The 20,433-nt window shown below is 66.4% G+C and carries 17 protein-coding genes; 9 read left to right on the top strand and 8 right to left on the bottom strand.

Annotated elements, in window-relative coordinates; translation table 11 throughout:
• Positions 1-312 precede the first annotated feature (312 nt).
• Both WS96_RS25945 and WS96_RS25940 read right to left on the bottom strand, forming a co-directional pair.
• A complete protein-coding gene (locus tag WS96_RS25945; RefSeq protein WP_059836460.1) occupies positions 313-1,122 on the bottom strand; it encodes an SDR family oxidoreductase in 810 nt (269 codons plus the stop codon).
• Between the two features lie 147 nt (positions 1,123-1,269).
• Positions 1,270-2,460: a phytanoyl-CoA dioxygenase family protein gene (locus WS96_RS25940; RefSeq protein WP_059836458.1), complete on the bottom strand. Its 1,191-nt coding sequence runs from the start codon at positions 2,458-2,460 to the stop codon at positions 1,270-1,272.
• Between the two features lie 104 nt (positions 2,461-2,564).
• Between WS96_RS25940 and WS96_RS25935 the strand changes: the two genes are divergently transcribed.
• Positions 2,565-3,605 carry a LacI family DNA-binding transcriptional regulator gene (locus tag WS96_RS25935; RefSeq protein ID WP_059836456.1) on the top strand — a complete coding sequence of 347 codons (1,041 nt, stop codon included), beginning with the start codon at positions 2,565-2,567 and terminating at the stop codon, positions 3,603-3,605.
• 116 nt (positions 3,606-3,721) lie between these two features.
• Here the strand turns inward: WS96_RS25935 and WS96_RS25930 are convergent, their stop codons facing one another.
• Both WS96_RS25930 and WS96_RS25925 read right to left on the bottom strand, forming a co-directional pair.
• Positions 3,722-4,564, bottom strand: a complete 843-nt coding sequence (locus WS96_RS25930; protein WP_034204814.1) for a formate/nitrite transporter family protein — start codon at positions 4,562-4,564, stop codon at positions 3,722-3,724.
• Positions 4,565-4,890: 326 nt separating this feature from the next.
• Positions 4,891-6,246 carry a nitrate regulatory protein gene (locus WS96_RS25925; RefSeq protein WP_059836454.1) on the bottom strand — a complete coding sequence of 452 codons (1,356 nt, stop codon included), beginning with the start codon at positions 6,244-6,246 and terminating at the stop codon, positions 4,891-4,893.
• Positions 6,247-6,623: 377 nt separating this feature from the next.
• Between WS96_RS25925 and WS96_RS25920 the strand changes: the two genes are divergently transcribed.
• The 5 genes from WS96_RS25920 (at position 6,624) to WS96_RS34155 (ending at position 10,326) form a co-directional block, all read left to right on the top strand.
• A complete protein-coding gene (locus WS96_RS25920; protein ID WP_034206188.1) occupies positions 6,624-7,070 on the top strand; it encodes a VOC family protein in 447 nt (148 codons plus the stop codon).
• A gap of 169 nt (positions 7,071-7,239) precedes the next feature.
• On the top strand, positions 7,240-7,692 hold the full coding sequence (locus WS96_RS25915; RefSeq protein ID WP_257128064.1) for a hypothetical protein: 453 nt from the start codon (positions 7,240-7,242) through the stop codon (positions 7,690-7,692).
• A gap of 219 nt (positions 7,693-7,911) precedes the next feature.
• Entirely contained in the window at positions 7,912-9,123 is a 1,212-nt protein-coding gene (locus WS96_RS25910; protein ID WP_059836450.1) for a porin, read from the top strand.
• A 416-nt stretch (positions 9,124-9,539) separates the two neighbouring features.
• Positions 9,540-10,031, top strand: coding sequence for a peptidoglycan-associated lipoprotein Pal (gene pal / locus WS96_RS25905; RefSeq protein WP_059836517.1), 492 nt, complete (start codon positions 9,540-9,542; stop codon positions 10,029-10,031).
• Positions 10,032-10,164: 133 nt separating this feature from the next.
• Positions 10,165-10,326 (top strand): hypothetical protein, encoded by a 162-nt coding sequence (locus WS96_RS34155; RefSeq protein WP_179949986.1) that lies wholly within the window; start codon positions 10,165-10,167, stop codon positions 10,324-10,326.
• A 90-nt stretch (positions 10,327-10,416) separates the two neighbouring features.
• Here WS96_RS34155 and WS96_RS25900 read toward each other — a convergent pair whose 3' ends face one another.
• The 3 genes from WS96_RS25900 to WS96_RS25890 are packed head-to-tail and all read right to left on the bottom strand — an operon-like array spanning position 10,417 to position 15,244.
• Positions 10,417-11,676 (bottom strand): cytochrome c, encoded by a 1,260-nt coding sequence (locus WS96_RS25900; RefSeq protein WP_059836448.1) that lies wholly within the window; start codon positions 11,674-11,676, stop codon positions 10,417-10,419.
• A complete protein-coding gene (locus WS96_RS25895; protein WP_059836446.1) occupies positions 11,673-12,368 on the bottom strand; it encodes a (2Fe-2S)-binding protein in 696 nt (231 codons plus the stop codon). Before WS96_RS25895 ends, WS96_RS25900 begins: the two co-directional genes overlap by 4 nt.
• The gene (locus tag WS96_RS25890) at positions 12,365-15,244 is read right to left on the bottom strand and encodes a xanthine dehydrogenase family protein molybdopterin-binding subunit (protein WP_059836444.1); all 2,880 of its coding nucleotides are present in this window, start codon (positions 15,242-15,244) and stop codon (positions 12,365-12,367) included. Before WS96_RS25890 ends, WS96_RS25895 begins: the two co-directional genes overlap by 4 nt.
• 460 nt (positions 15,245-15,704) lie before the next feature.
• Between WS96_RS25890 and WS96_RS25885 the strand changes: the two genes are divergently transcribed.
• The 3 genes from WS96_RS25885 to WS96_RS25870 all read left to right on the top strand — a co-directional run bounded on the left by WS96_RS25885 (position 15,705) and on the right by WS96_RS25870 (position 19,233).
• Positions 15,705-17,255, top strand: a complete 1,551-nt coding sequence (locus WS96_RS25885; protein WP_059836443.1) for a sensor domain-containing diguanylate cyclase — start codon at positions 15,705-15,707, stop codon at positions 17,253-17,255.
• A gap of 256 nt (positions 17,256-17,511) precedes the next feature.
• Positions 17,512-17,787 (top strand): hypothetical protein, encoded by a 276-nt coding sequence (locus tag WS96_RS25880; protein ID WP_034204795.1) that lies wholly within the window; start codon positions 17,512-17,514, stop codon positions 17,785-17,787.
• Positions 17,788-18,198: 411 nt separating this feature from the next.
• Positions 18,199-19,233 carry a succinylglutamate desuccinylase/aspartoacylase family protein gene (locus WS96_RS25870; protein WP_059836439.1) on the top strand — a complete coding sequence of 345 codons (1,035 nt, stop codon included), beginning with the start codon at positions 18,199-18,201 and terminating at the stop codon, positions 19,231-19,233.
• A 61-nt stretch (positions 19,234-19,294) separates the two neighbouring features.
• Here the strand turns inward: WS96_RS25870 and WS96_RS25865 are convergent, their stop codons facing one another.
• The gene (locus WS96_RS25865) at positions 19,295-20,368 is read right to left on the bottom strand and encodes a hypothetical protein (protein ID WP_059836437.1); all 1,074 of its coding nucleotides are present in this window, start codon (positions 20,366-20,368) and stop codon (positions 19,295-19,297) included.
• Positions 20,369-20,433: the final 65 nt, after the last annotated feature.

The raw sequence follows: 20,433 nt of genomic DNA, 5'->3' as shown, positions 1-20,433 counted from the left end.
AAAGAAACGCTGCAAAACCAACCTTGAAACCGGACATTTTTAAATGGCTGGAAGGTGGACATCTGAATCCGGGTATGACATGTGTTGTAGTGGCTAGATGGAAATGTCCGCTTTGGGGGTGCGGCGGAATTCTTGGACTGGTTTATGTCGTCAGCCCGAGGCTCTCCCGGTATTCAAGCGCGTTTGGCAGGCCACCTGGAGCCCCCACGAATACGCCTGTCGGGCTTTGCGATATCGTTTTGCCCATACATCGCTCACCACCGCGATCAACGCTGTGACAGCGCCCGACGAAGCGTTTTTCGGCGCGATTGCTCAGAGCAGCGCGGACGGCATCGGCGCTTCTTCGTACCCGCCCCACACCGATTGATCGTAGTCGACGACGGAGCCGGTCATCAGACCTGACTCGTCCGTCGCAAGAAAGGCGACAGCACGGGCCACCTCGCACGGGTCGATGAGTCGGCCGAACGGCAGGCGCGCAGCGGCCTCGTCGAGCCATCCGTCCTTCGCGTCGTGATAGGTGCGCATGATTCGGTCCTCGCCCTCGGAAGCCATCCACCCGACGTTAAGCGCGTTCACGCGAATCCGGTTCTTCAGCAGCGCGAACGCCGTATTTCGCGTGAGCGTGGCGAGCGCTCCCTTGGACGCGCAATAGGCCACAATGAACGGCTGCCCGGCCTTGCTCGACATCGAGCAGATATTGACGATCGTACCTTGCGTCCTGGTCTCGCGCATGAGCCTGATCGCGTCTTGCATCAGAAAAAACGGCGCTCGCACGTTGGTGGCAAAGATTTCGTCGAAGCGCTCGGGCGTAGTGTCGAGGATGGTGCCGCGATCCGTCATCGCCGCCGCGTTCACGAGCGTGTCGACCCGGCCAAACGTCCCGGCCGCTGCCGCGATGACGGCGCGGCAATCGTCGACACGCGAGAGATCCGCAGCGACGAATGTCACCTCCGTGCCGAATTCGCGTTCGATCGCGCGCGCCTTCGCCTCTCCTCGTTCCACCGATCTGCCGCAAATCACGATGCCGCGCGCGCCGCGTTGTGCGAACAGCGTCGCAATCGCCGCACCGAGACCCTGCGTGCCGCCCGTCACGACGGCCACCTTTCCTTCGAACTGTTTCATTCACCCCTCCCGTCGACCGGATGGACCGAACGATACGGTCTCGTCCGGGATATATGAAATTTTTCACAATGACTAAGGAATACGAATCATTGACAGCATTCGTCATTCATCGCCCATTACCGCCCCTCGACACTACCTCATGCCAGCTCACCCCGCCCCACACCGCCACGCATGTTCCGCGAGCGCTTGCGCAAAGCGCGCCGGCGCCCAATTTTCGCGCAGCGCACGCAGCATCAGCGCCTGCTGGCTTTCCGGTGCAAGCCCGGCGACGGGCGGATCGCGATCGAGGTTGGTCGGAAACGGATAGCCTTCAGCACAGGCCGCCACTGCGGCTGCAGCCTCGGCATCGCTCACTCGGCCGGCTGCGCGTCGCTCGCGCAGTATCGGATAGAGCGTATCGCACATCCGCGTGCGATCGAGCGTTTCCATCGCGCGGCCGTACGCCGACGATACCTGCAGCAGATTCGCCATTCGCTGAATGTCGGCAGTTCGATTCGCGCCAGCCGCGTGGAAGACGGCCGGATTGAAGAACACCGCGTCGCCCTTGGCGAGCGGCAACTGGACGAAGTTTGCTTCGAAATACTCGCGAAAGTCCGCGCGTCGCCATGCGAGATAGCCTTCATCGTAGCGCTGCGAGTACGGAAGAAATTTCGTCGGGCCGCTTTCCACCGGCATGTCGCCGTGCGCGACCGCGCCCTGCAGAGTCAGAAACGGCGACATGCGATGAACGTGGGCAGGATAGCGCTCGGCTTGCTCGACCGTCTGGAAGCCGAGATGGTAATCACGATGCGCCTGCTGAGCGTCGCCGCCCGGACGCACCACGTTGACCTGGGTCGTCATCTGGTAGCAGGGGCCCAGCCACGCCTCGCACACCGCCATCAGCACCGGATTCGAAAAGTACGCCGCGAATACCATAGGTGCGCTCGTGCAGAGCTTTTCGTGCGCATTCCAGATCCGGTCGTTCGCCCCCGCCTTCGCGAAATGGTCGCCGCCGGCACCGCGCGCGCGCTCCGTGTCGATGATCGACTCGAAGACGGCGGTTGCATCATCGATCGTGCGCGTATCGCCCCATGCATGCCGAAGCACCAGTACCCCGGCACCGTCGTGAAGGACGCGCGCCCATTCGGCCTGTAACGCAGCGCGCCGAGGCGCATCGAACACGGCGCCCTCGAGTTGCCGGCAGTCGTACACCGGAATGCGCTCGCGGATGTCGGCCGCAAATCGCGGATCGCTATGGTCGGGTCGCGCCAATTGCGCAGCCAATGCGCTCACGGTACATGCCCGTTCGGTATACCACGGCCGCTCGTCAGCTCGTGCTCGGTCGTCTCCGGCTTTCACGTGTCTCCTCCATTGCGTATCGATCCGGAATCGAGGATAGCGGCAGCCGATGGCGAGCAGGTATCATAAACACATCAAAAAACCATCAAACTCACGCGCCGACCATGGCCCATCGCTTTCTCGTCAAGGAAATCGCCCTTCAGGCGGGGCTCGGCACAGCAACGGTCGACCGCGTCCTCAACAGGCGCGCGCACGTTCGCGAACATACGCGAAAACGCGTCGAGCAGGCCATCCTCGAGTTGGAACGGCAGGAACTGCAACTGGCAGTCGCGGGACGCAAGCTCATCATCGACATCGTGGTGGAGGCGCCCGCACGCTTCGCCGACGAAATCCGGCATGGCCTGGAAACGGAATTGCCCGGGCTCCACCCGGCCGTCTTCCGGCCACGCTTCCTGACGCGCGAGAAGATGACGGTAGTCGAAATCGTCGACGCGCTACATGCAATCGGCCGCAGGGGGAGTCACGGCGTGTTCCTGAAAGCGCGCGACGTCCCGGAAGTTGTCGATTCAATTGCCGAATTGCAGCGGCGCGGCATTCCGGTCGTCACAATCTTTACCGACATTCCGCTGTCGGCGCGCATCGCTTACGCAGGGCCCGATAATCGCATCGCTGGCGCCACGGCCGCTTATCTGATCGGCCAGTGGCTCGGTAACAGGCCCGGCAATGTGCTGATTACCATGAGCGACGAACGTTTCCGGGGCGAGGAGGAACGCGAAATCAGCTTTCGGCGTGCGTTGCGCAGCCGACATCCGGAACTCGCGCTCGTGGATGCGAGCGGTGGCGGTGGGCTCGACTCACTTACGTGGGAACGCGTGCATCGCGTGCTCGACTCGCACGGCGACATCGCCGCCGTCTACTCGATGGGTGGCGGCAACGTCGCGATACTCCGCGCTCTCGACGCCCAGCGACAGTCGCCGCGCTGCTTCATCGGCCACGATCTGGACCGCGACAACGTGCGTCTGCTACGAGCCGGCAGGCTACAGGCAGTGCTGCATCACGATCTCCGAATGGATATGCGCTCGGCGTGCCAGCATGTGATGCGCTTTCACCGGCTACTGCCTGCTTCGGTCACCCCGTCGTCGTCGCCTGTCGTCGTCGTGACGCCGGAAAACATTCCCGAGCACGTCGAAAGCAGGCTCCGGTGAACGCCGCCAAACAAACCTGGCCGTCGGTCTGCCAAAGCTGGTGAACCAAACGTGAGCGCCCTGCCCGTTCAGGCGCCGTGCCTCGCCGGCATTCGGTTGCGGCTTGCGCAGCGCGATCAGGCCTTGCGCGCAACAACACCCACCGGCGAAGCTGGCGCGCGTTTCGGTGCGGTCTTGTAGTGCGTGCTGTACAGCGCCGCGCCGACGAACACCAGCCCGCCGACCAAGTTGCCGAGTACCGTCGGGATCTCGTTCCACAGCAGATAGTCGACGATCGTGAAGTGGGCGCCGAGCATCAGGCCGGACGGGAACAGGAACATGTTCACGACCGAGTGCTCGAAGCCCATGTAGAAGAACACGAGGATCGGCATCCACATCGCGATCACCTTGCCGGGTACGGACGTCGACATCATCGCCGCGACCACGCCGGTCGACACCATCCAGTTGCACATCACGCCGCGCACGAACAGCGTGAGCATGCCGGCGGCGCCGTGCGCCGCATAACCGAGCGTGCGTGCTTCGCCGATACCGCCGATCTTCTGTCCGATTGCGTTCGGCGCTTCCGAAAAGCCGAATGTGAAGATGATCGCCATGAACAGCGCGACCGTCAGCGCGCCCGCGAAATTGCCGAAGAACACCAGCGTCCAGTTGCGAAACACGCCTCCCCAGGTCGCGCCGGGCCGGCGATCGATCACCGCGAGCGGCGCGAGCGTGAAGACGCCCGTGAGCAGATCGAAGCCGAGCAGGTACAGCATGCAGAATCCGACCGGAAACAGCAGCGAACCGGCCAGTGCGTTGCCGGTGTTGATCGTGATGCTGACCGCGAAGGCGGCCGCGAGCGCGAGGATCGCGCCAGCCATGTACGCGCGAATCAGCGTATCGCGGGTCGACATCGACAACTTCGATTCACCGGCGTCGACCATCCTGGTGACGAATTCGTTGGGCGTGAGGTAGGCCATGGTGTGCGCTCGTAAAGTTGGACGAAAAAAAACGCGCCAGGCACTCGCTCGACATGCGAGTGCCTGGCGCGGACGCTGTTATCCACGTAATCGGCCGCCACGGTTGGACATGGCGCGATCGTCAGGCCGCCATTAGCCCGACGACCGAAATGTTCGCAATTTCCATACCAGTGACGGAGATATCTCGATGCAGGCTGGCCAAGCGCGAAATGCCCGCGGGAGCATGCCGCAGCCGAACGCAGTGAATCGCACTCGCGCGGTGCAAACTGCACTTCGTGCATGCGCTTCGGGCGCCGCCGCGGTGCGTGAAGCGCGGTGCATTCCTGTCAGGTCGTGCCGTCGTCGTGCTGTGTCCGCGACGCGCTTCGCTGCGTACGGCGTCGCGCAGAAGGCTGCGCGTGCTCGTCGATGAATCGCTCGGGCGACGTCAGCGCGTCTTCCGCGATATCGGCAAGCGGCCGATTGCCGTCCATCGACGCTTTCTGCAGCATCCGATACGCTTCGTCCTCCCGCAGGCTGAAGCGCGTCATCAGCGTATTTTTCGCGCGCTGCACCAGCTTTCGTTCGTAGAGTGCACGACGTGCCGCGTCGAGCTCGACCTCCGCGCCGGCCAATCGCGCCGATTGCGACTCCAGCAGGGATTTCAGGCTGGCGAGCGTCCACTGGTCGGAGCCGGAGAGGCGTCCCGGCAGTTCGTGAACCGCCGCGCGCGCCGACAACGGATCGCCGGCGAAGAACTGGGCGAGCGCCTGGATATGCGGGGGCGGATTGTTTCGCAAATGCGCCATCAGGCGCTCGGAGTCGCGCAGCGTTCGGTGCGCGTCGTCGATTCGCGCGTTGCACGTTTCCTGCACCTGCAGCGTCAGCGCAATCTGAAGGTGCCAGAGATCGTCGATGCGGGCGCTCGCGGCGTCGAACCATGCTTCACTCAGGGCGGTATCGAGTGCATCGCCGGCGTGCGCCGTGCACAGTACGCGGCGCAGCTTCTCGAGCGCCGCCATGTGCGGCTCCGTCATGCGGTTTTCCCACCATGCGTTTTGCGCCGCGCATGCGAAGCTCGCGAAGACTTCGAGACTGCGCTCCTGAGCGGCGATCAGATACAGCAGGCGCTGCTGCTGGTCCGCCGAAAACGTGCCCGCCGCGAACATGTGCGCGCCGACGGCGCGTTCCTGTCCCGCCTCCTCCTTGCCCTCGACGACATGGACGAGAGCAATCAGCATGCGCGACACCGACGGATCCGCCGCGCTGTCGGCAAACTGGAAAATCAGCTCCACCAGGCCGCCGATCACGGTACTGAACGCCTGGACGGAATCCGGCGCCGACAGCGCAAGATGGTCGACCTGTTCGCGCAGCACATCCAGCGATTCCAGGTCGAGCAGCACCCAGGCGATCAGCGACAGCAGGCGCGACGTCGAGCCGCGCGCGGGCGTCAGCTCCAGATCCAGGCGCGCGCGCAACTGCGCGACGAGCGGCGCCGATTCGCCGCGCGAAGCCGCGCGTTCGGCGACAAAGCGCTTGCCGCTCGACGCCAAATAGATGCTGGTGGCGCCGCGCTCGCGCTGCAGCGCATGGATCAGGCGGCCAAGCAGGTCGACCAATTCGATTTGCTCGGCCAGGTGGCGCAGGGACGCGATTTCCTGATGCTTGGCGAGCAGCGCGAATTGCAAGGCGGTGGCGGGCATGGTGGATACTGACCGTCGACAGGGACTCGGTGCAGTGTAGTGCAGACAATAATCGTTGTTTTGTGACGCCTTGCACGTCAAGATTCGTGACGAAGCGCGGTCCGCAACTGATTTCCCGGGTTCGAGGCGACAACTTACCGAGAGGGTCTTGAACTGATTCGACGGGAGCGGTAACCCACGGAGCGAATCTGTTGCGGCAGCGGATACGGCAACCCGGTCCGCGGAACGATCGAGTCCAGCGGATTCGGCCCAGGCAGGCGGTTTGCCGCGTGCATCGCGGCGTTCTCGGCCATCTGGCGGCGGTCAATTTCGTTCAAGACCGGCCGCCGAATGCGCGATAGGATCGAGCCATACCCACACCACCACCGGAGGGCACCATGGCGATTCGCGAAGTCTTTCCGTATCTGCGCGCCAAACGCGCGGAGGACGCCATCGCGTTCTATGCGAAGGCATTCGGCGCGCAGGAGAAATTCCGGCTCGTCGAGCCGTCGGGGCGCATCGGCCACGCGGAATTGCAGCTCGGGCCGTGCACGTTGATGATCTCGGACGAGTTCCCGGAATACGATCTCTTCGCCCTCGACCCGGACGGCAACGCGCCGATGGCGCTCCATCTTCATGTCGACGATGCCGATGCGACGATCGCCGCCGCCGTCGCGGCCGGCGCGCGCGTGACGCGCGCACCCCAAGACCAGTTCTACGGCGAGCGTTCGGGCAGGATCCGCGATCCGTTCGGTTACGATTGGCTGATCGGGCATACGATCGAAGCGGTCGAACCCGACGAAATGCAGCGGCGTTACACGGCGCTGATGTCCGGCGATCAGTAAGCAATCCGGACGGCATACCCGAGCGATCACCCCGACTTCCGCGATGCACTACCACCCCGACGACATCGGCCGGCTTTTCCTCGGCGTGCCGACGCTGCAGTTGAACCGGCCGGCGCCTGCCGAACGGTTTCTCGCCGCCGCCGTCGATACCGGCGTCGAACTCCGACAGGTGCTGCGCGACTACCCGCATGTCCGCTATCGGCCGCTCGACTTCCACTATCTCTGCCAGCAAAGCCTGTCCGCGCTGGACGACGCGCTGCTGGCCGACCTGACACGCGATATGCGGCATGGCTGGCGTGGCGCGCACTGGGCCGCACTGCTGATTGCGTTGTCGGGCGACGCGCGTTATCTGCCGCATCTCGACGAGGTCAGGCGCCACCGCGGCGTCGAATGGACCGCCGAGCTTGCCGAAGCGGCATCGGCCGCAAATGCGCAATCGGCGGCCTGCCGTTGCTGCCGGTCGATCGTGCAATTGCGCAATCAACTGGCCGAGTTGCCGCGCGTCGTCGTGCGGCTGAGACCCGGGATTTCGCCGGAAGCGCTCGAAGCAAGGACAAATGCCGTTCGTGCTGCCTATCGAAGCGGCGGCGCCAACGCTGCGCTGCCGATCGCCCGCCGCTAGGCGCTCGGCACACCCTCACGCGACGGCACGCCGAACCGCACGCACCGCCACGCACGCCCCCCCTTCCCGACCGCTTCCCCGCAGTCGACGCATCGCGATTCCGAGCGATTCCGCAGAGGACCTTTCCTGTGCAACGCCTTAATCGGCCGCCGAAAGATCTCCAATAATGGCCGCCCGATTCAATCGGCCGCCAGGCCGGTCCAACAACAACAAACACCCATGCATTCCTTCCACACGAACCAGTACGCCGGCGCACGCGTCGCGGGGACCGTCATCGCCGCCTGCCTGACCGGCTTCGTGCCGGATCTCGCGCTTGCCCAGAGCAGCGTGACGCTGTACGGCCTGATCGACACGTCGATCACCTTCTCGACCAACCAGCGCACGCGCGGTGCCGGCTCCCCCGGCGGCGACAGCGTCGCGATGACGAGCGGCGCACTGAACGCGTCGCGCTGGGGGCTGCGCGGCCGCGAGGATCTCGGCGGCGGAATGGCCGCGGTCTTCGCGCTCGAAAACGGCTTCTCGGGCACCACCGGCAAGCTGTCGCAGAAAGGCGTCGCCCTGTTCGGCCGCCAGGCATGGATCGGCGTGAGTTCGCGGACGGCCGGCACACTGTCGTTCGGCCGCCAGTACGACCTGATCCTCGATTTCGTGACGCCGCTCGGCGCGTCCGGCCCCGGCTGGGGCGGCAACCTCGCGGTCCACCCGTACGACAACGACGATTCGAACCGCAACCTGCGCATCAACCACGCGGTGAAGTACACGAGCCCGACGGTTCGCGGGCTGAGGTTCGGCGCGATGGTCGGGTTCTCGAACACGGCCGGCCAGTTCTCCAACAACGCGGTGTGGAGCACGGGGGTGTCGTATGCGAACGGGCCGCTGAAGCTCGGCGCCGGCTACCTGAAGATCAGCCGGGACCGCAACGCGCCGAACCCGGACGGCGCGCTCGGCACGGTCGACGGCTCGGCGACGATCACGGGCGGCAACCAGCAGATCTGGGCGATGGCCGGGCGTTATGCGTTCGGGCCGCACTCGGTCGGCGCCGCGTGGTCGCATTCGGCCACCGACGGCGTGACGGGCGTGCTCCAGGGCGGCAACATCGTGCCGCTCAAGGGCGAATCGCTGGTGTTCGACAACGTCACGATCGACGGACGCTACTTCGTTACGCCTGCGCTGAGCGTCGCCGCCGCGTACACGTACACGATGGGCCGCTTCGACACCCGCACGGGCCAGACGCGCCCGAAATGGAACCAGGTCGTCGCGCAGGCCGACTATGCGCTGTCCAAGCGCACGGACGCGTATCTCGAAGGCACATACCAGAGCGTGACCGGCGGCAACGGCCATCCGGCGTTCAACGCGACCGTCTGGACCCTGACGCCTTCCGCGAACGGCAACCAGGCCGTCGTCGCGCTGGGGCTGCGGCACAAGTTCTGACGAGGCCGCGTGCGCTGCGGCGTCACGCGGACGGTCGACGGCGTCCGGCGAGTGCTTCCCGCATCACCCGCTTCCCGTTGCCGTACCGACAAGGCCGCGCCTCGTGCGCGGCCTTTTTCGCTGTGGCATGCGACGCATGCCGCACACCGTTCGCGGCAGCAAGAATGCCTCCCGACTGTCGCGTTTGCGCAAAAAATGCGAAGAAACTGGTCACGTTGTGACATTTTTCCTAATCTGTTTGCAGCGACGCCGCGATTCGGCGTTCCGGTCGCAACATTCTTTCATCTGGCGCACCATCGGCTTACGAGCCTGCATCACGGCAACGGGGCCGGACCTTTCGCGCCATGGCGGCCGGACAGCTGCGTGCGAACGGCACGCGCCACGCTTTCAACGCAGTCAACCGCTGGAGACGAACGATGAGCAAAATGAACCGAATTGCGGTCCTGGCAACTTTCGTACTGCTGGCCGGTTGTCACAACGCGGCGAAAACGCCCGAGAACGCCGGCGCGGCGCCGACGCCCTCGAGTGAAGCCGTCGCGACGGTGACGGCCGACGATCTGAACAATCCGAACAGCCCGCTCGCCAAGCGCAGCATCTACTTCGATTTCGACCAGTACTCGGTGAAGCCCGAATTCCAGTCGCTGCTGCAGGCGCACGCCGACTACCTGCGCAGCCACCCGGCGCGGCGCGTACTGATCCAGGGCAACACCGACGAGCGCGGCACGTCCGAATACAACCTCGCGCTCGGCCAGCGCCGTTCGCAGGCCGTGCTGAGCGCGCTCGAAACGCTCGGCGTGCCGGCCACGCAACTCGAGGCCGTCAGCCTCGGCAAGGAAAAGCCGGTCGCGCTCGGCCACGACGAGGAAGCGTGGGCGCAGAACCGCCGCGCGGATCTCGTCTATCGTTGATCCACGCGTCGCCGCCGCGGCGATACGCAAAAAGCATGGAATAACGGCTCCGCCGAAACGTCTTCTCATCGCGCAGACGCGCGGTTCACGCGAACCGCCTTTCCTGTGGCCTGCGCGCTGCAAGGAGATTGCAATGAAATCGGCAACGTTGGCTGCGGCACTGATCGCGGCGCTGGTGCTCGTGCTGTCGGCGGGCTGTACGTCGTCGGGCAGCGGCGTGTCGCAAGGACCGGGCATGAGCCGGTATGGCGGCTCGGGCGGCAGCGGAGGCGGTGGCGGTAGCGGCGGCTACTGACGCGCCACCGTCAGGAAAACGGGCGGCGCATCGCGCACGCGCACCGGAAACCGGCTGCCTCGTGCGTGACGCCCCGCCTCTAGGCACGACTCAACGCATCGCCTTCACGTCGGCCGGCGTGACGCTCGCGGGCTGGCCGCCCCACGTCGCGCGCAGGTAGTTCGCGAGCTGCGCGAGCTCGTCGTCGCTCAGCGTGTGCGCGAAGCCCGGCATCGGCTGCAGGTTTTCGAAGCCGGCGAACTTCTGCTCGTCGATGCCGTCGAGCATCGCGACCAGCAGGTTGCGCGGATCGCCCTGCCGCACCGTCGAGTTGCCGTTCATCGGCACCGCCACGTGCGGCTTGCCTTCGCCGTTGAAGCCGTGACAGCCGGCACAGACCGCGAGATACACCGAGCGGCCGGCGGCCAGTTGCGCGGCATCGGCCGATACCGGCTTCACCGGTTGCGGTGCGGGCGGCGTATCGCCGAGCAGGTACGTCGACAGCGCGCGCAGGTCGTCCTTCGTCAGGTACTGCGTGCTCAGGTGCACGACCGGATACATCTCGCCGAACGCCGAGCCTTGCGGCGCGATGCCCACGCCGAAGAACGTCTGCAGGTCGGTGCTCGTCCAGCCGCGCGCGGCGAGACCGGCCGGCGTGATGTCGGGTGCGGCCACGCGGCCGAGCGCGGCCCCCGCGAACGGCTTCGCGCCGTCGAGCTGCCCCGTGAACGCGCGCGGCGTGTGACATTCCGCGCAGTGGCCGAGCGCGCCCGCGAGATAGCGGCCGCGCTGCCAGTCGGCGGATTGCCCGGCCGACGCATCCGGCAGGCTGTCCTTCAGGAACACCATGTCCCAGAACACCATGCCGAAGCGCAGGTTGTACGGGAATTTGAGTTCATGCGCGCGGTTTTCCTGCGCGACCGGCTTGACCGTCTTCAGGTACGCGTACATCGCGTCGGCGTCGGCGCGCGTGAGCTGCCGGTAGGACGTGTACGGCATCGACGGATACAGGCGCTTGCCCGGCGCCTTGCCGTCGTGCAGCGCGGCGTAGAAGTCGTCCGCGCTCCAGTTGCCGATCCCGTGATCCTTGTCGGGCGTGATGTTCGAGCCGTAGAACGTGCCGAACGGCGATTCGAGCGCCGCGCCGCCGGCGAACGGCGCGCCGTCCTTCGCGGTATGGCACGCCGCGCAGTCGGCGGCCTTGACGAGATAGCGGCCGCGCGCGATCTGGTCGGCGCCGGGGGCGCCGGACGCCGCGCTCGACGCCGGCGCGTCGCGGCCGCCGCAGGCGGCGAGCAGCAGCGCGCAGGCCGCTGCGAGCGCGGGCAGGCCTGCGGCCCGCGCGACACGATGAGCGAATGTGCGTTTCATGCGCTGTCCTTCACGAGTCCCGGCGTCGTCAAAATCACGTCCTTGACGGCTTCGTAGTAGCGGACATAGCCCGTGCAGCGACAAAGATGCGCGTCGAGCGCGTCGGTGATCGTGCGCTCCACGTCGGCCTTCGCGATCGGCTCGCGCTTCAGGCGCTCGATCAGCACGGTTGCCGCGTTGACGAAGCCCGGCGTGCAGTAGCCGCACTGGAAGCTGAAGTGCTCGAGGAACTTCTGCTGGATCGGCGACAGCTCGATCACTTCGCCGGCTTCGTTGCGCTTCGCGTGGCCTTCGATCGTGCGGATCGAACGGCCGTGGAAGAAGTGCGCGCCGGTAATGCAGGTACGCATCTCCTCGCTCGTGCCGTCCGGCTTGTCGACGATCACGACGCACGCGTGGCAGATCCCCTGCCCGCAGCCGAGCCGCGAACCGGTGAGGCCCACGTACTCGTGCAGGAACTCGATCATCATCAGCCCTTCCGGCACCTGCATCGGGCCGACGGACTTGCCGTTGATGTTCACCGACAGCGGTTTCTGCTGAAACCGGACGAGCGGACGCTCGACGGCGGCCGGTGCCGATGCCGGCGCGGCAGGCGCGGATGCCGGCGCGACGGAAGCCGCGGCCGGGGCGGCAGCGCCGGTCGCAGCCGCGCCGGCGCTCGCGGCCGAAGCCGCGGTTTGGGCAGTCGTCATGCGAGCACCTCCTGAATCTTTTGCGGGGTCACCGGCAGGTCGGTGAAACGATGGCCGATCGCGTGCGCGATGCCGTTCACGATCGCGCCGACGACGGGGATCATCACCACTTCGGCGACACCCTTGGGCGGATCGGTTTCGGACAGCGGCGGCAGCACGTCGCCCGTCTGCGTCCAGACGGCGACGTCGGACGCGCGCGGCAACCGATAACGGTTGAAGTTCCACGTGCCGTTGCCGGGGCCGTCCTCGTAGAGCGGCAGGTACTCGTGCAGCGCATGGCCGATGCCCATCGCGAGACCGCCCTGCAACTGCCCCGACACGAGCTGCGGCGAAATCTGGTTGCCGCATTCCATGATCGAGTGGTGCGTGAGCAGTTCGACCTTGCCGGTCGCTTCGTGCACGGCCAGCTCGACGAGCGTGCCGACCGCCGTGTAGTACGTGACGGCCGCGTTGTTGCGGCTCGTCGGCGGGATGAACACGCGCTTGCGATCGAGCACGCGATAGCCGTTCGCGGTCGGCGGCAGCGTGCCGCGCAGCGCGGTCGCGCCGGCCGGTACGGCGGTGCCCGGCACCGGGCCGTCGTCGGCGCCCGTCTTCGGCGCGCCGATACGCAGCGACAGCCCGTCGATCGGCAGACGCTCGAGCGCGCCGCCAATCTCGAATTCGGCATCGGTCCACTGCCAGCGGTTGAACACGTGCACGACGGCGCCGGTCGGCAGGCCGAGCGCATGCGCCTGCTTCGCGAGCTGCTCGAACGTCAACGGCTCGAGGCCGTCGGCGGTCAGCTTGCCGTCGACCCAGCGCGCATCTTCGATACGAATCGTGTACGGCGCGGCCTGGCCGCCGCCCAAACCGCGCGTCCAGATCGACATCGCGGCCGGCCACAGCCCGTAGCGGAATACGGCGCGCGCGGCCTCGCGCGTGCTGTGCGTGAAGTAGTACGCCGAATTCGTCGCGCTCGACGGCGACGCATAGCCGGGCGACCAGCGCGGGTTCGCGCTCAGGCGGTCCTGGTCGGCCTGCGACATCAGATACGGATCGCCGCTCGTCTCGACCGGCAGGTCCGGCCATTCGGTCACGGCCACGCGGACGTCGGTCGCCGGGCGGCCGAGCCATTTCGCGACCGCGACGGCCTGCGACGTCGACATCCCGGTGCCGATCTCCGCGGCCGTGTGTTGCAGCGACACCTTGCCGTGCGCGTCGAATTCGACCTTCGCGAACGATGCTTCCGCGCCCGTGCCGAAATCCTTCTGCACGCACGCGAAACCGACGCCGTAGCGCTTGCCCGGATGCGCGGCCTCGAATTCGGCCTTGCGCGCCGCGCGGCGCGTCCACAGCGGATGCTGCTTCGCACGCTCCAGTACTTCGTCGACGCGCAGCGCGCCGGCGGGAATCGCGCCCTGCGTGTTCTTCATCCCCGAACGCAGCGCGTTGCGCAGACGGAAGTCGATCGGGTCGATGTTCAGTTGCGCGGCGATCTCGTCGACCGCCATCTCGGTCGCGGCCATGCTTTGCAGCGTGCCGTAGCCGCGTGCGGAGCCGGCGTCGATCGCGCGCGACGCGATCGCGACCGCCGCGAGGTCGCTCTTCGGGAAGTAGTAGATCGATTGCGCGGCGGTGGCGCCGACCATCGCGACCGACGGCGAGAAGTTCGAGCGGCCGCCGCCGTTCGCCTCGAAGTCGCCCTTGAACGACTGCAGCAGGCCCGTGTTGCGATCGACCGCGATCCGGTAACGCATCTTGAACGCGTGACGTTTGAGCGACGTCTGGAACTGCTCGTAGCGGTCGTTCGCGAAACGCACCGGGCGGCCGTCCGCGTACAGCGCGCAGACGAGGCCGTAGAACGGCACGTTGAAGTGATCCTTCGAGCCGTAGCCGACCGTGTAGCACGGATGCACGAACAGCTTCTTCACCGGGAAGCGGCATTTCGCGACCATCGCGGCCGCGTTCTCCGACACTTCCAGCGGCGACTGGGTCGGCACGACGAGATGCAGCGATTGCGTCGCGGCGTCGTACCAGCAGTTCGCGTTGTCGGGTTCGAGCGCGGCCGTATCGACCGACTGCGTGTTGTATTCGCGGTCGAACACGAGCCAGTCGGCCGGCGGACGGTCGAGCTCGCCGGCGATCTGCCCGGCGAGGAACATGCCCTGCTCGTCGAGCTTGCCGTGTTCCTTGCCGTCCGGCCAGACCGGCAGGTGCTTGCGCATCATGCTCGGGAAGATCGGCGCGTCCTTCAGGCTCGAATAGACGTCGTCGTCATAGGCGGTCTTGCCGCCCACGCGCACGTAACGGAAGGTGCCCCACGGATCGCGCTCGAGCGGGCCCGTGACCGCGCCGTAGCGGATCACGTCGTCGCGGAACTTCAGCGCGTTCTTCGCGAAGCGAAAGCGCGCGAAGTCGTGATAGATCAGGATCGCGACCGCATGGCCGAGATACGCGGGCGTCTTGCCGGCCGGCAACAGCATGTCGTCGCCGTAGAACGCCGGGAATGCGACGCCGTCGCGCGCGAGATCGTCGGCCGTGACCACGCGGTCCGGCTTCAGCTCGTCGCCGAGCAGCGACAGGTCGAAGCCTTCGTACGTGCGGTCGGCCTGCGTGACGCGCAGGATCAGCGCGTGCGACTGCTGCTGCGGCCAGTGCGGCATGTCCGCGGCGCGCACGTCGCGGGCGAACACTTTCGAGCCCGTGACCTTCGCGATGCCGTCGATGCGAAATTGGGGGATGCCGGTGACGCTATCCCATTTGACGGGCGTGAGGAGTTTTTCTTCGAAGAGCGCCGCGAACGCGCGGCTGCCGATGGGCGCGACATACACCGCGACGCCCGCCAGCACGCTGGCTTTCAGAAAACCCCGCCGTGACAGGCCGTGGTTTTTCATTGGGGGGAACCTCCTGAGGCGGCTCGGACGGCGATCGGGTGTCGCGGCGTTCGGAGCGGCGCGCATTCTGGCATTGTTTTCGATATATCGCCTATAGTATTTCCCGCATGAAATACTTATTGAATTTCTTATAACGAAGCTCGGCCGGGCTGCGCGGGCGGTCCCGTTGGCCGCTTGCGTGCGGCTGGATGCGGTCGCGCCGGCTTCGCGGTCGCCGGTCGGCCGCCGACCATCCGTACATCGTTCCGTTCGCAACGATGCTGCCTTCGCGCCGACGCATCCGCAAGCCGCCCCCAACCATGGTCGACGACCGTCGCGCGAGGCAGCGCGTGGCGTCGCCGACCGGCCCGCGCCGCCGGTTTTTCATGGTAATGTCGTGCGCATCCGGCTCGGCCGGGCTTCCGCCACGTGCCGTGCGGGCGCCGCCAGCCATCGCGACATCGTGTCGAGGTCGACAACCATGGCAGTCAGGGCATCTCTCCTGAACTCCGTTCTCGCCACTCCCCCCTCCGGCAACCACCGCGTGACGGCCGCGCTGCGTCCGTCGATGCTCGTGACGCTGTTCGAGGACGTGCGTCCGATGGCGCTGTCCGGGCTCGCGAGCGGTTTCGTCGCGGCCGTCGCGCTGCTCCGGCTGCAGCAGCTGTGGTGCGTCGCGTGGCTCGTCGCCGACGTCGGCCTGCTCGTGGCGCGCCTGTCGATCGCACGGGCGTACACGGCACGGCGCAACGCCGGCGACGATCGCGCCGAATACTGGGCGATGCGCTATGCGCCGGTGTCGCTGGTCGCGTGCTTCGTGCTCGGCCTCGGCGCGATGGGCTGCGTGCAGGCCGCCGACGTCGAGCTCGGCACGCTGTCCGTGATGGTCGCGGGCGGCGTGTTCGGCGGGATCGCGTCGCGCAATTCCGCGCTGCCACGGCTTGCGATGACGCAGGTCGCGCTCGGCGTGCTGCCGATCGGCGTCGGTGCGCTGCTGGCCCCCCGGCCGGGCGCGTGGCTGCTCGTGCCGCCGCTCGCGATCTATCTCGCGGCGATGCGCACGGTCGTGCAACGCCACTATCGCGTGCTCGTCGCGCTGATCGCCGCGCGCCAGCGCAACGCCGAACTCGTCGCCCGCTTCGACGCCGCGCTCACCTACATGCCGCACGGACTGTGCATGATCGACGGCGACAGCCGCGTGATCGTCGCGAACCGGCGCACCGCGCAACTGTTCGGCTCGCCGCGCGAGATCATGCTCGATACGCCGCTTCCGGCCGTCGTCGCCGCGCTCGGCGCCCATGCCGCGATCGATCCCGGCGGCGCCGGCCTCGCCGCGCAGTGCGACGACTGGCTGAGCCGCCACGCGCCCGGGCCGCTCGACATCGCGCTCGCCGACGGCCGCCAGCTCGAATTGACGCGCCATCGCGTGCCGGACGGTAACGCGGTGATCATCGTCGAGGACGTCACCGCGCGCCGACAGACCGAACAGCATATCCGGCACCTCGCGCGACACGACGCGCTGACGGGTTTGCCGAATCGCCACGAACTGCATGCGGAGCTCGAGCGGATGCTCGCGCGCCGGCCGCGGCTGCCGAGCCCGGCGTTCGCGGTCATGTATCTCGACCTCGACGGTTTCAAATCGATCAACGACCGCTTCGGCCACCAGGCCGGCGACGAAGTGCTCACGCAGGTCGCCGAGCGGCTGGGCAAGACGCTGCCGCCGGGCGAGCTTGCGGCACGCATCGGCGGCGACGAATTCGTCGTCGCGATCGACGACACGACGATGCACGCCTGCTCGATCCTCGCCGCGCGGATCATCCGGCAGATTTCGGCGCCGTATGCGCTGTCGATCGGCGGGACCGTCTGCATCGGCATCAGCATCGGCATCGCGCTCGACGACGGGCACGGCTCGCCCGACGAGTTGATCCGGCAGGCCGACAGCGCGCTGTACGACGCGAAGTCGGCCGGCAAAGGCATCTACTGCTTCTATTCGAGCGGCAGCCGCCGCATGGCGCCGGCCACCGCAAGCTGAGCCGGCGCCGTGCGCGCCGCAGCGCGCATCCCTTTTGCGCACCCGCCGCGGCCTCCCGACGATTCGATGCCGAAACGCTTTGCCGGTTCGCACGCGGCGCCGCGCGTGCGCGTGTCACGTGACGTGTTCCGTAACATCGCCGTCCGGCACGCCGAAGAAGACTGCAGAAGCCTGCACGATCGAGGCCGAGCGCGGTATTTCGCGGCTGGCACCCTTATTGCTCCTTGATGGGAAAAGCACGTTTCAGGGAGCCTATATGAATACCGTCGACGTCCTCGCACGCACCGAAATCATCGACGAACAGGCCGTGATCGACGGCGCGTCGCTGATTCGCCGGCTCGTGTCCGACCGCCGGATGCCGGCCGCCTACGAAGCCGCATGCGTCGACAATCCGCCGCTCACGCTGTACGGCGCGTTTCGCCAGGGCGTCGCCGATCACGCTGCGGGGCGCGCGAATCCGTATCGCGCCGGCAGCCGTTTCTGGGCCCTGTGGGAAGAAGGACGTCTCGAAGCTGAAACATCCGGCCGGTAACCCGGTTGCACGCACCGCCCCTGTCGCGACAAGGGCGGCGCGAGATCCGACGTATGCATGCGGCCGGCTGGCGCGCCGGCATGCGTTCATCGCTGCAACATCCGCGTCGGTCCGGCGGAGCATCGTCGTCGATCAAGACGAACGCGGGCCGTCCCGATCCGGTTGGAGCACGACATCGATCGCCGGCGGATCGCGATGCGCTCGCCAACGCGCGCACGGCATGGCGATGCCCGACGCCGCAGCCGCATCGGGCGGCCGCACGCCCGGGCATTCATCGATCGGATCAAACGGGAATGGGAGCCGTATTTCGATCGACGCGTGCAGGCGTTCGGCACCGAACGCGCCCGGTGCGGCGCGCAGCGCTCGTTTCCTCTATAAGATGGCAGATTCCATGCATCGAACGACGCTGCCATGACCGCTTCCTCCTCACACCGAAATCCCATTCACTGCGAAATCGATCTCGACGCGCCGGGCAAGCATGCGGGCTACCTGCGGCTGCCGCACTCCGTGCACCGCTCCGCCTACGGCTGGCTGCCGATCCCGATCGCGTCGATCCGCAACGGCGACGGCCCGGTCGCGCTCGTGATGGCCGGCAACCACGGCGACGAGTACGAAGGCCAGATCATCGTGTCGCAACTGATGCGCGAGATCGAATCCGACATGGTCAGCGGGCAGTTGATCCTGCTGCCGATGGCGAACTTCCCGGCGGCGGATGCGGGCCTGCGCGTGTCGCCGCTCGACGAAGGTAACCTGAACCGCAGCTTTCCCGGCGACCCGACCGGCACGCCGACGCAGATGATCGCCCACTACATCGAGCACGCGCTGCTGTCGCGCGCGCAGTACCTGGTCGATCTGCACTCGGGCGGCAGCTCGCTGCTGTACCAGGGCGGCAACATGCTCGCGATCGATCCGCTCGACGCGGACGAAGCCGCGAAGCTCAACGGGCTGCTGAACGCGTTCGGCCTGCACAATGCGCTGCTGCACGCGCCGAATCCCGTGCATTCGGCGTCGGCCGCGCGCCGGCAAGGCGCGATCTCGATCGTCACCGAGCTCGGCGGCGCCGGGATGGCCGATCCGTCGCTGATCCGGCTCGGCCGGCACGGGTTGCTGCATTACCTCGGCTATATCGGGCTGCTGCACGGCGCGCTCGTGCCCGACGCGCCGCCGACCGTCACGCGCTTCATGCGCGTCGACGGCGATCGCCATTTCGTCTATGCGTACGAGCGCGGGCTGTACGAGCCGCTCGTCGAACTCGGCGACCAGGTAAAGGCCGGGCAGCCGGCCGCGTGGGTGCATTTTCCCGATACGCCGTTGCGCGAACCGGTGCTGCACCGGTTCAACGGCGACGGCGAGGTGGTGTGCAAGCGCGTGCCCGCGCAGGTGCGGCGAGGAGATTGCCTGTTTCAGCTGGCGGAGTTGTCGACGCCGCCGCGTGTCATCGAGTGACGCAACCGACTGGCGCGTTCGCGACCGTCGCAAGCCGACGCCGGTGCATACGCGCCGGTTGTCAGTCGGACGACACCGGCGACTCAGTTCCCTGTGCAACGCCGCATTGATGGCAATGCGGGAAGAAGAAGAAATTCCGGCCCCCGCATTCGCCGCATACATTGAAAAGCCTCAAGCCGCAATGTACGCAGAACGTGGAATCGTCGCCGCCGAGATTCCACTGTTTGTCGCACGACGGGCAGCGCTTTTTCTCGAGTGACCGGACGGCTTTTTCATATCCGATCGTGCGTGCGCGTTCGCCCCGATCCTGCTGCAATTCGAGCCGTTTGCGTTCGGCATAGCGCTGAAACGCCTTCATCATGTATAGACCGGCGAATACCGTGAGCACGATGCCGACGAGGACCCGGACATAGCCGCCGAAATTCGGCAAGTACGGCACCAGCTCAATGAAAAACGCACTCAGCGCAAACAGGCCGAAACCGTACACGAACGGCCAGTAGCGCGCGTTGCGGTAGCGGATGAACAGCCAGATCGCCACCAGCAGGATCGGTAACGTCAGCGCTAGCCGCAGCCCGAACACCTGCATCTCGTAGCGCCGCGTTGCTTCGTCGAAGCGCCGTTCGGCCGCTGCGTCCGCTTCGGCGATTTGCATGTCGACTTGATTTTGCTGCGACGTCAGCGCCCGTTGCTGGTCGCCGATCGCATCGATCTGATGCTGCCAGTCGACCACCACGGCCTGCAGCGTATCGAGCTTGCGCGTTCTCGCCAGAAGATCCGGATCTCTCGCACCGTCTCCCGTCACCGCGCGGGTTGCCAGCCAGTTGCGGAAACTTTCCTTCTCGGCCGCGTATTCCTTCGCGGCTCGGCCGCGCGCCACTTCCAGCGTGTCGACCTTCTCGGCAAGCGCGTCGCGCTGCGCCAGCAGATGGCGCCGCGCCGCGTCGAGCCGCGCCTTTGCCGGCGCATCGGCGAATTGCTCGACGGCCGGCGGCCCCCCGCTCGGAGCGAACGCCATGTCCCGGATCACGAGGCTGCCGAGCATGTTCAGAAAGACCGCGAAGACGATCGCGATTGCCCATGACGCGATTCGCAGGAGCCGTGCAGGGCTGGTCAGGCCGTCACCGGAAGTCAACATCGTTTTTTTCCTGTTGTTGGAATGGTTTCCATTGTTATTAATCTCGAAGCAACCGTCGATGCTCT

Origin of the sequence: Burkholderia sp. MSMB1835, from assembly GCF_001526365.1 — a bacterium.
Taxonomy (GTDB): domain Bacteria; phylum Pseudomonadota; class Gammaproteobacteria; order Burkholderiales; family Burkholderiaceae; genus Burkholderia.
The sequence above is the reverse complement of the archived record's forward strand: the minus strand, read 5'-3'. Positions and strand labels throughout refer to the sequence as shown.

Coding starts and splice junctions, on each gene's coding strand:
- WS96_RS25945 (WP_059836460.1), bottom strand. CDS start 1,122: ATGAAACAGTTCGAAGGAAAGGTGGCCGTCGTGACGGGCGGCACGCAG.
- WS96_RS25935 (WP_059836456.1), top strand. CDS start 2,565: ATGGCCCATCGCTTTCTCGTCAAGGAAATCGCCCTTCAGGCGGGGCTC.
- WS96_RS25930 (WP_034204814.1), bottom strand. CDS start 4,564: ATGGCCTACCTCACGCCCAACGAATTCGTCACCAGGATGGTCGACGCC.
- WS96_RS25925 (WP_059836454.1), bottom strand. CDS start 6,246: ATGCCCGCCACCGCCTTGCAATTCGCGCTGCTCGCCAAGCATCAGGAA.
- WS96_RS25920 (WP_034206188.1), top strand. CDS start 6,624: ATGGCGATTCGCGAAGTCTTTCCGTATCTGCGCGCCAAACGCGCGGAG.
- WS96_RS25910 (WP_059836450.1), top strand. CDS start 7,912: ATGCATTCCTTCCACACGAACCAGTACGCCGGCGCACGCGTCGCGGGG.
- pal (WP_059836517.1), top strand. CDS start 9,540: ATGAGCAAAATGAACCGAATTGCGGTCCTGGCAACTTTCGTACTGCTG.
- WS96_RS34155 (WP_179949986.1), top strand. CDS start 10,165: ATGAAATCGGCAACGTTGGCTGCGGCACTGATCGCGGCGCTGGTGCTC.
- WS96_RS25900 (WP_059836448.1), bottom strand. CDS start 11,676: ATGAAACGCACATTCGCTCATCGTGTCGCGCGGGCCGCAGGCCTGCCC.
- WS96_RS25895 (WP_059836446.1), bottom strand. CDS start 12,368: ATGACGACTGCCCAAACCGCGGCTTCGGCCGCGAGCGCCGGCGCGGCT.
- WS96_RS25890 (WP_059836444.1), bottom strand. CDS start 15,244: ATGAAAAACCACGGCCTGTCACGGCGGGGTTTTCTGAAAGCCAGCGTG.
- WS96_RS25885 (WP_059836443.1), top strand. CDS start 15,705: ATGGCAGTCAGGGCATCTCTCCTGAACTCCGTTCTCGCCACTCCCCCC.
- WS96_RS25880 (WP_034204795.1), top strand. CDS start 17,512: ATGAATACCGTCGACGTCCTCGCACGCACCGAAATCATCGACGAACAG.
- WS96_RS25870 (WP_059836439.1), top strand. CDS start 18,199: ATGACCGCTTCCTCCTCACACCGAAATCCCATTCACTGCGAAATCGAT.
- WS96_RS25865 (WP_059836437.1), bottom strand. CDS start 20,368: ATGTTGACTTCCGGTGACGGCCTGACCAGCCCTGCACGGCTCCTGCGA.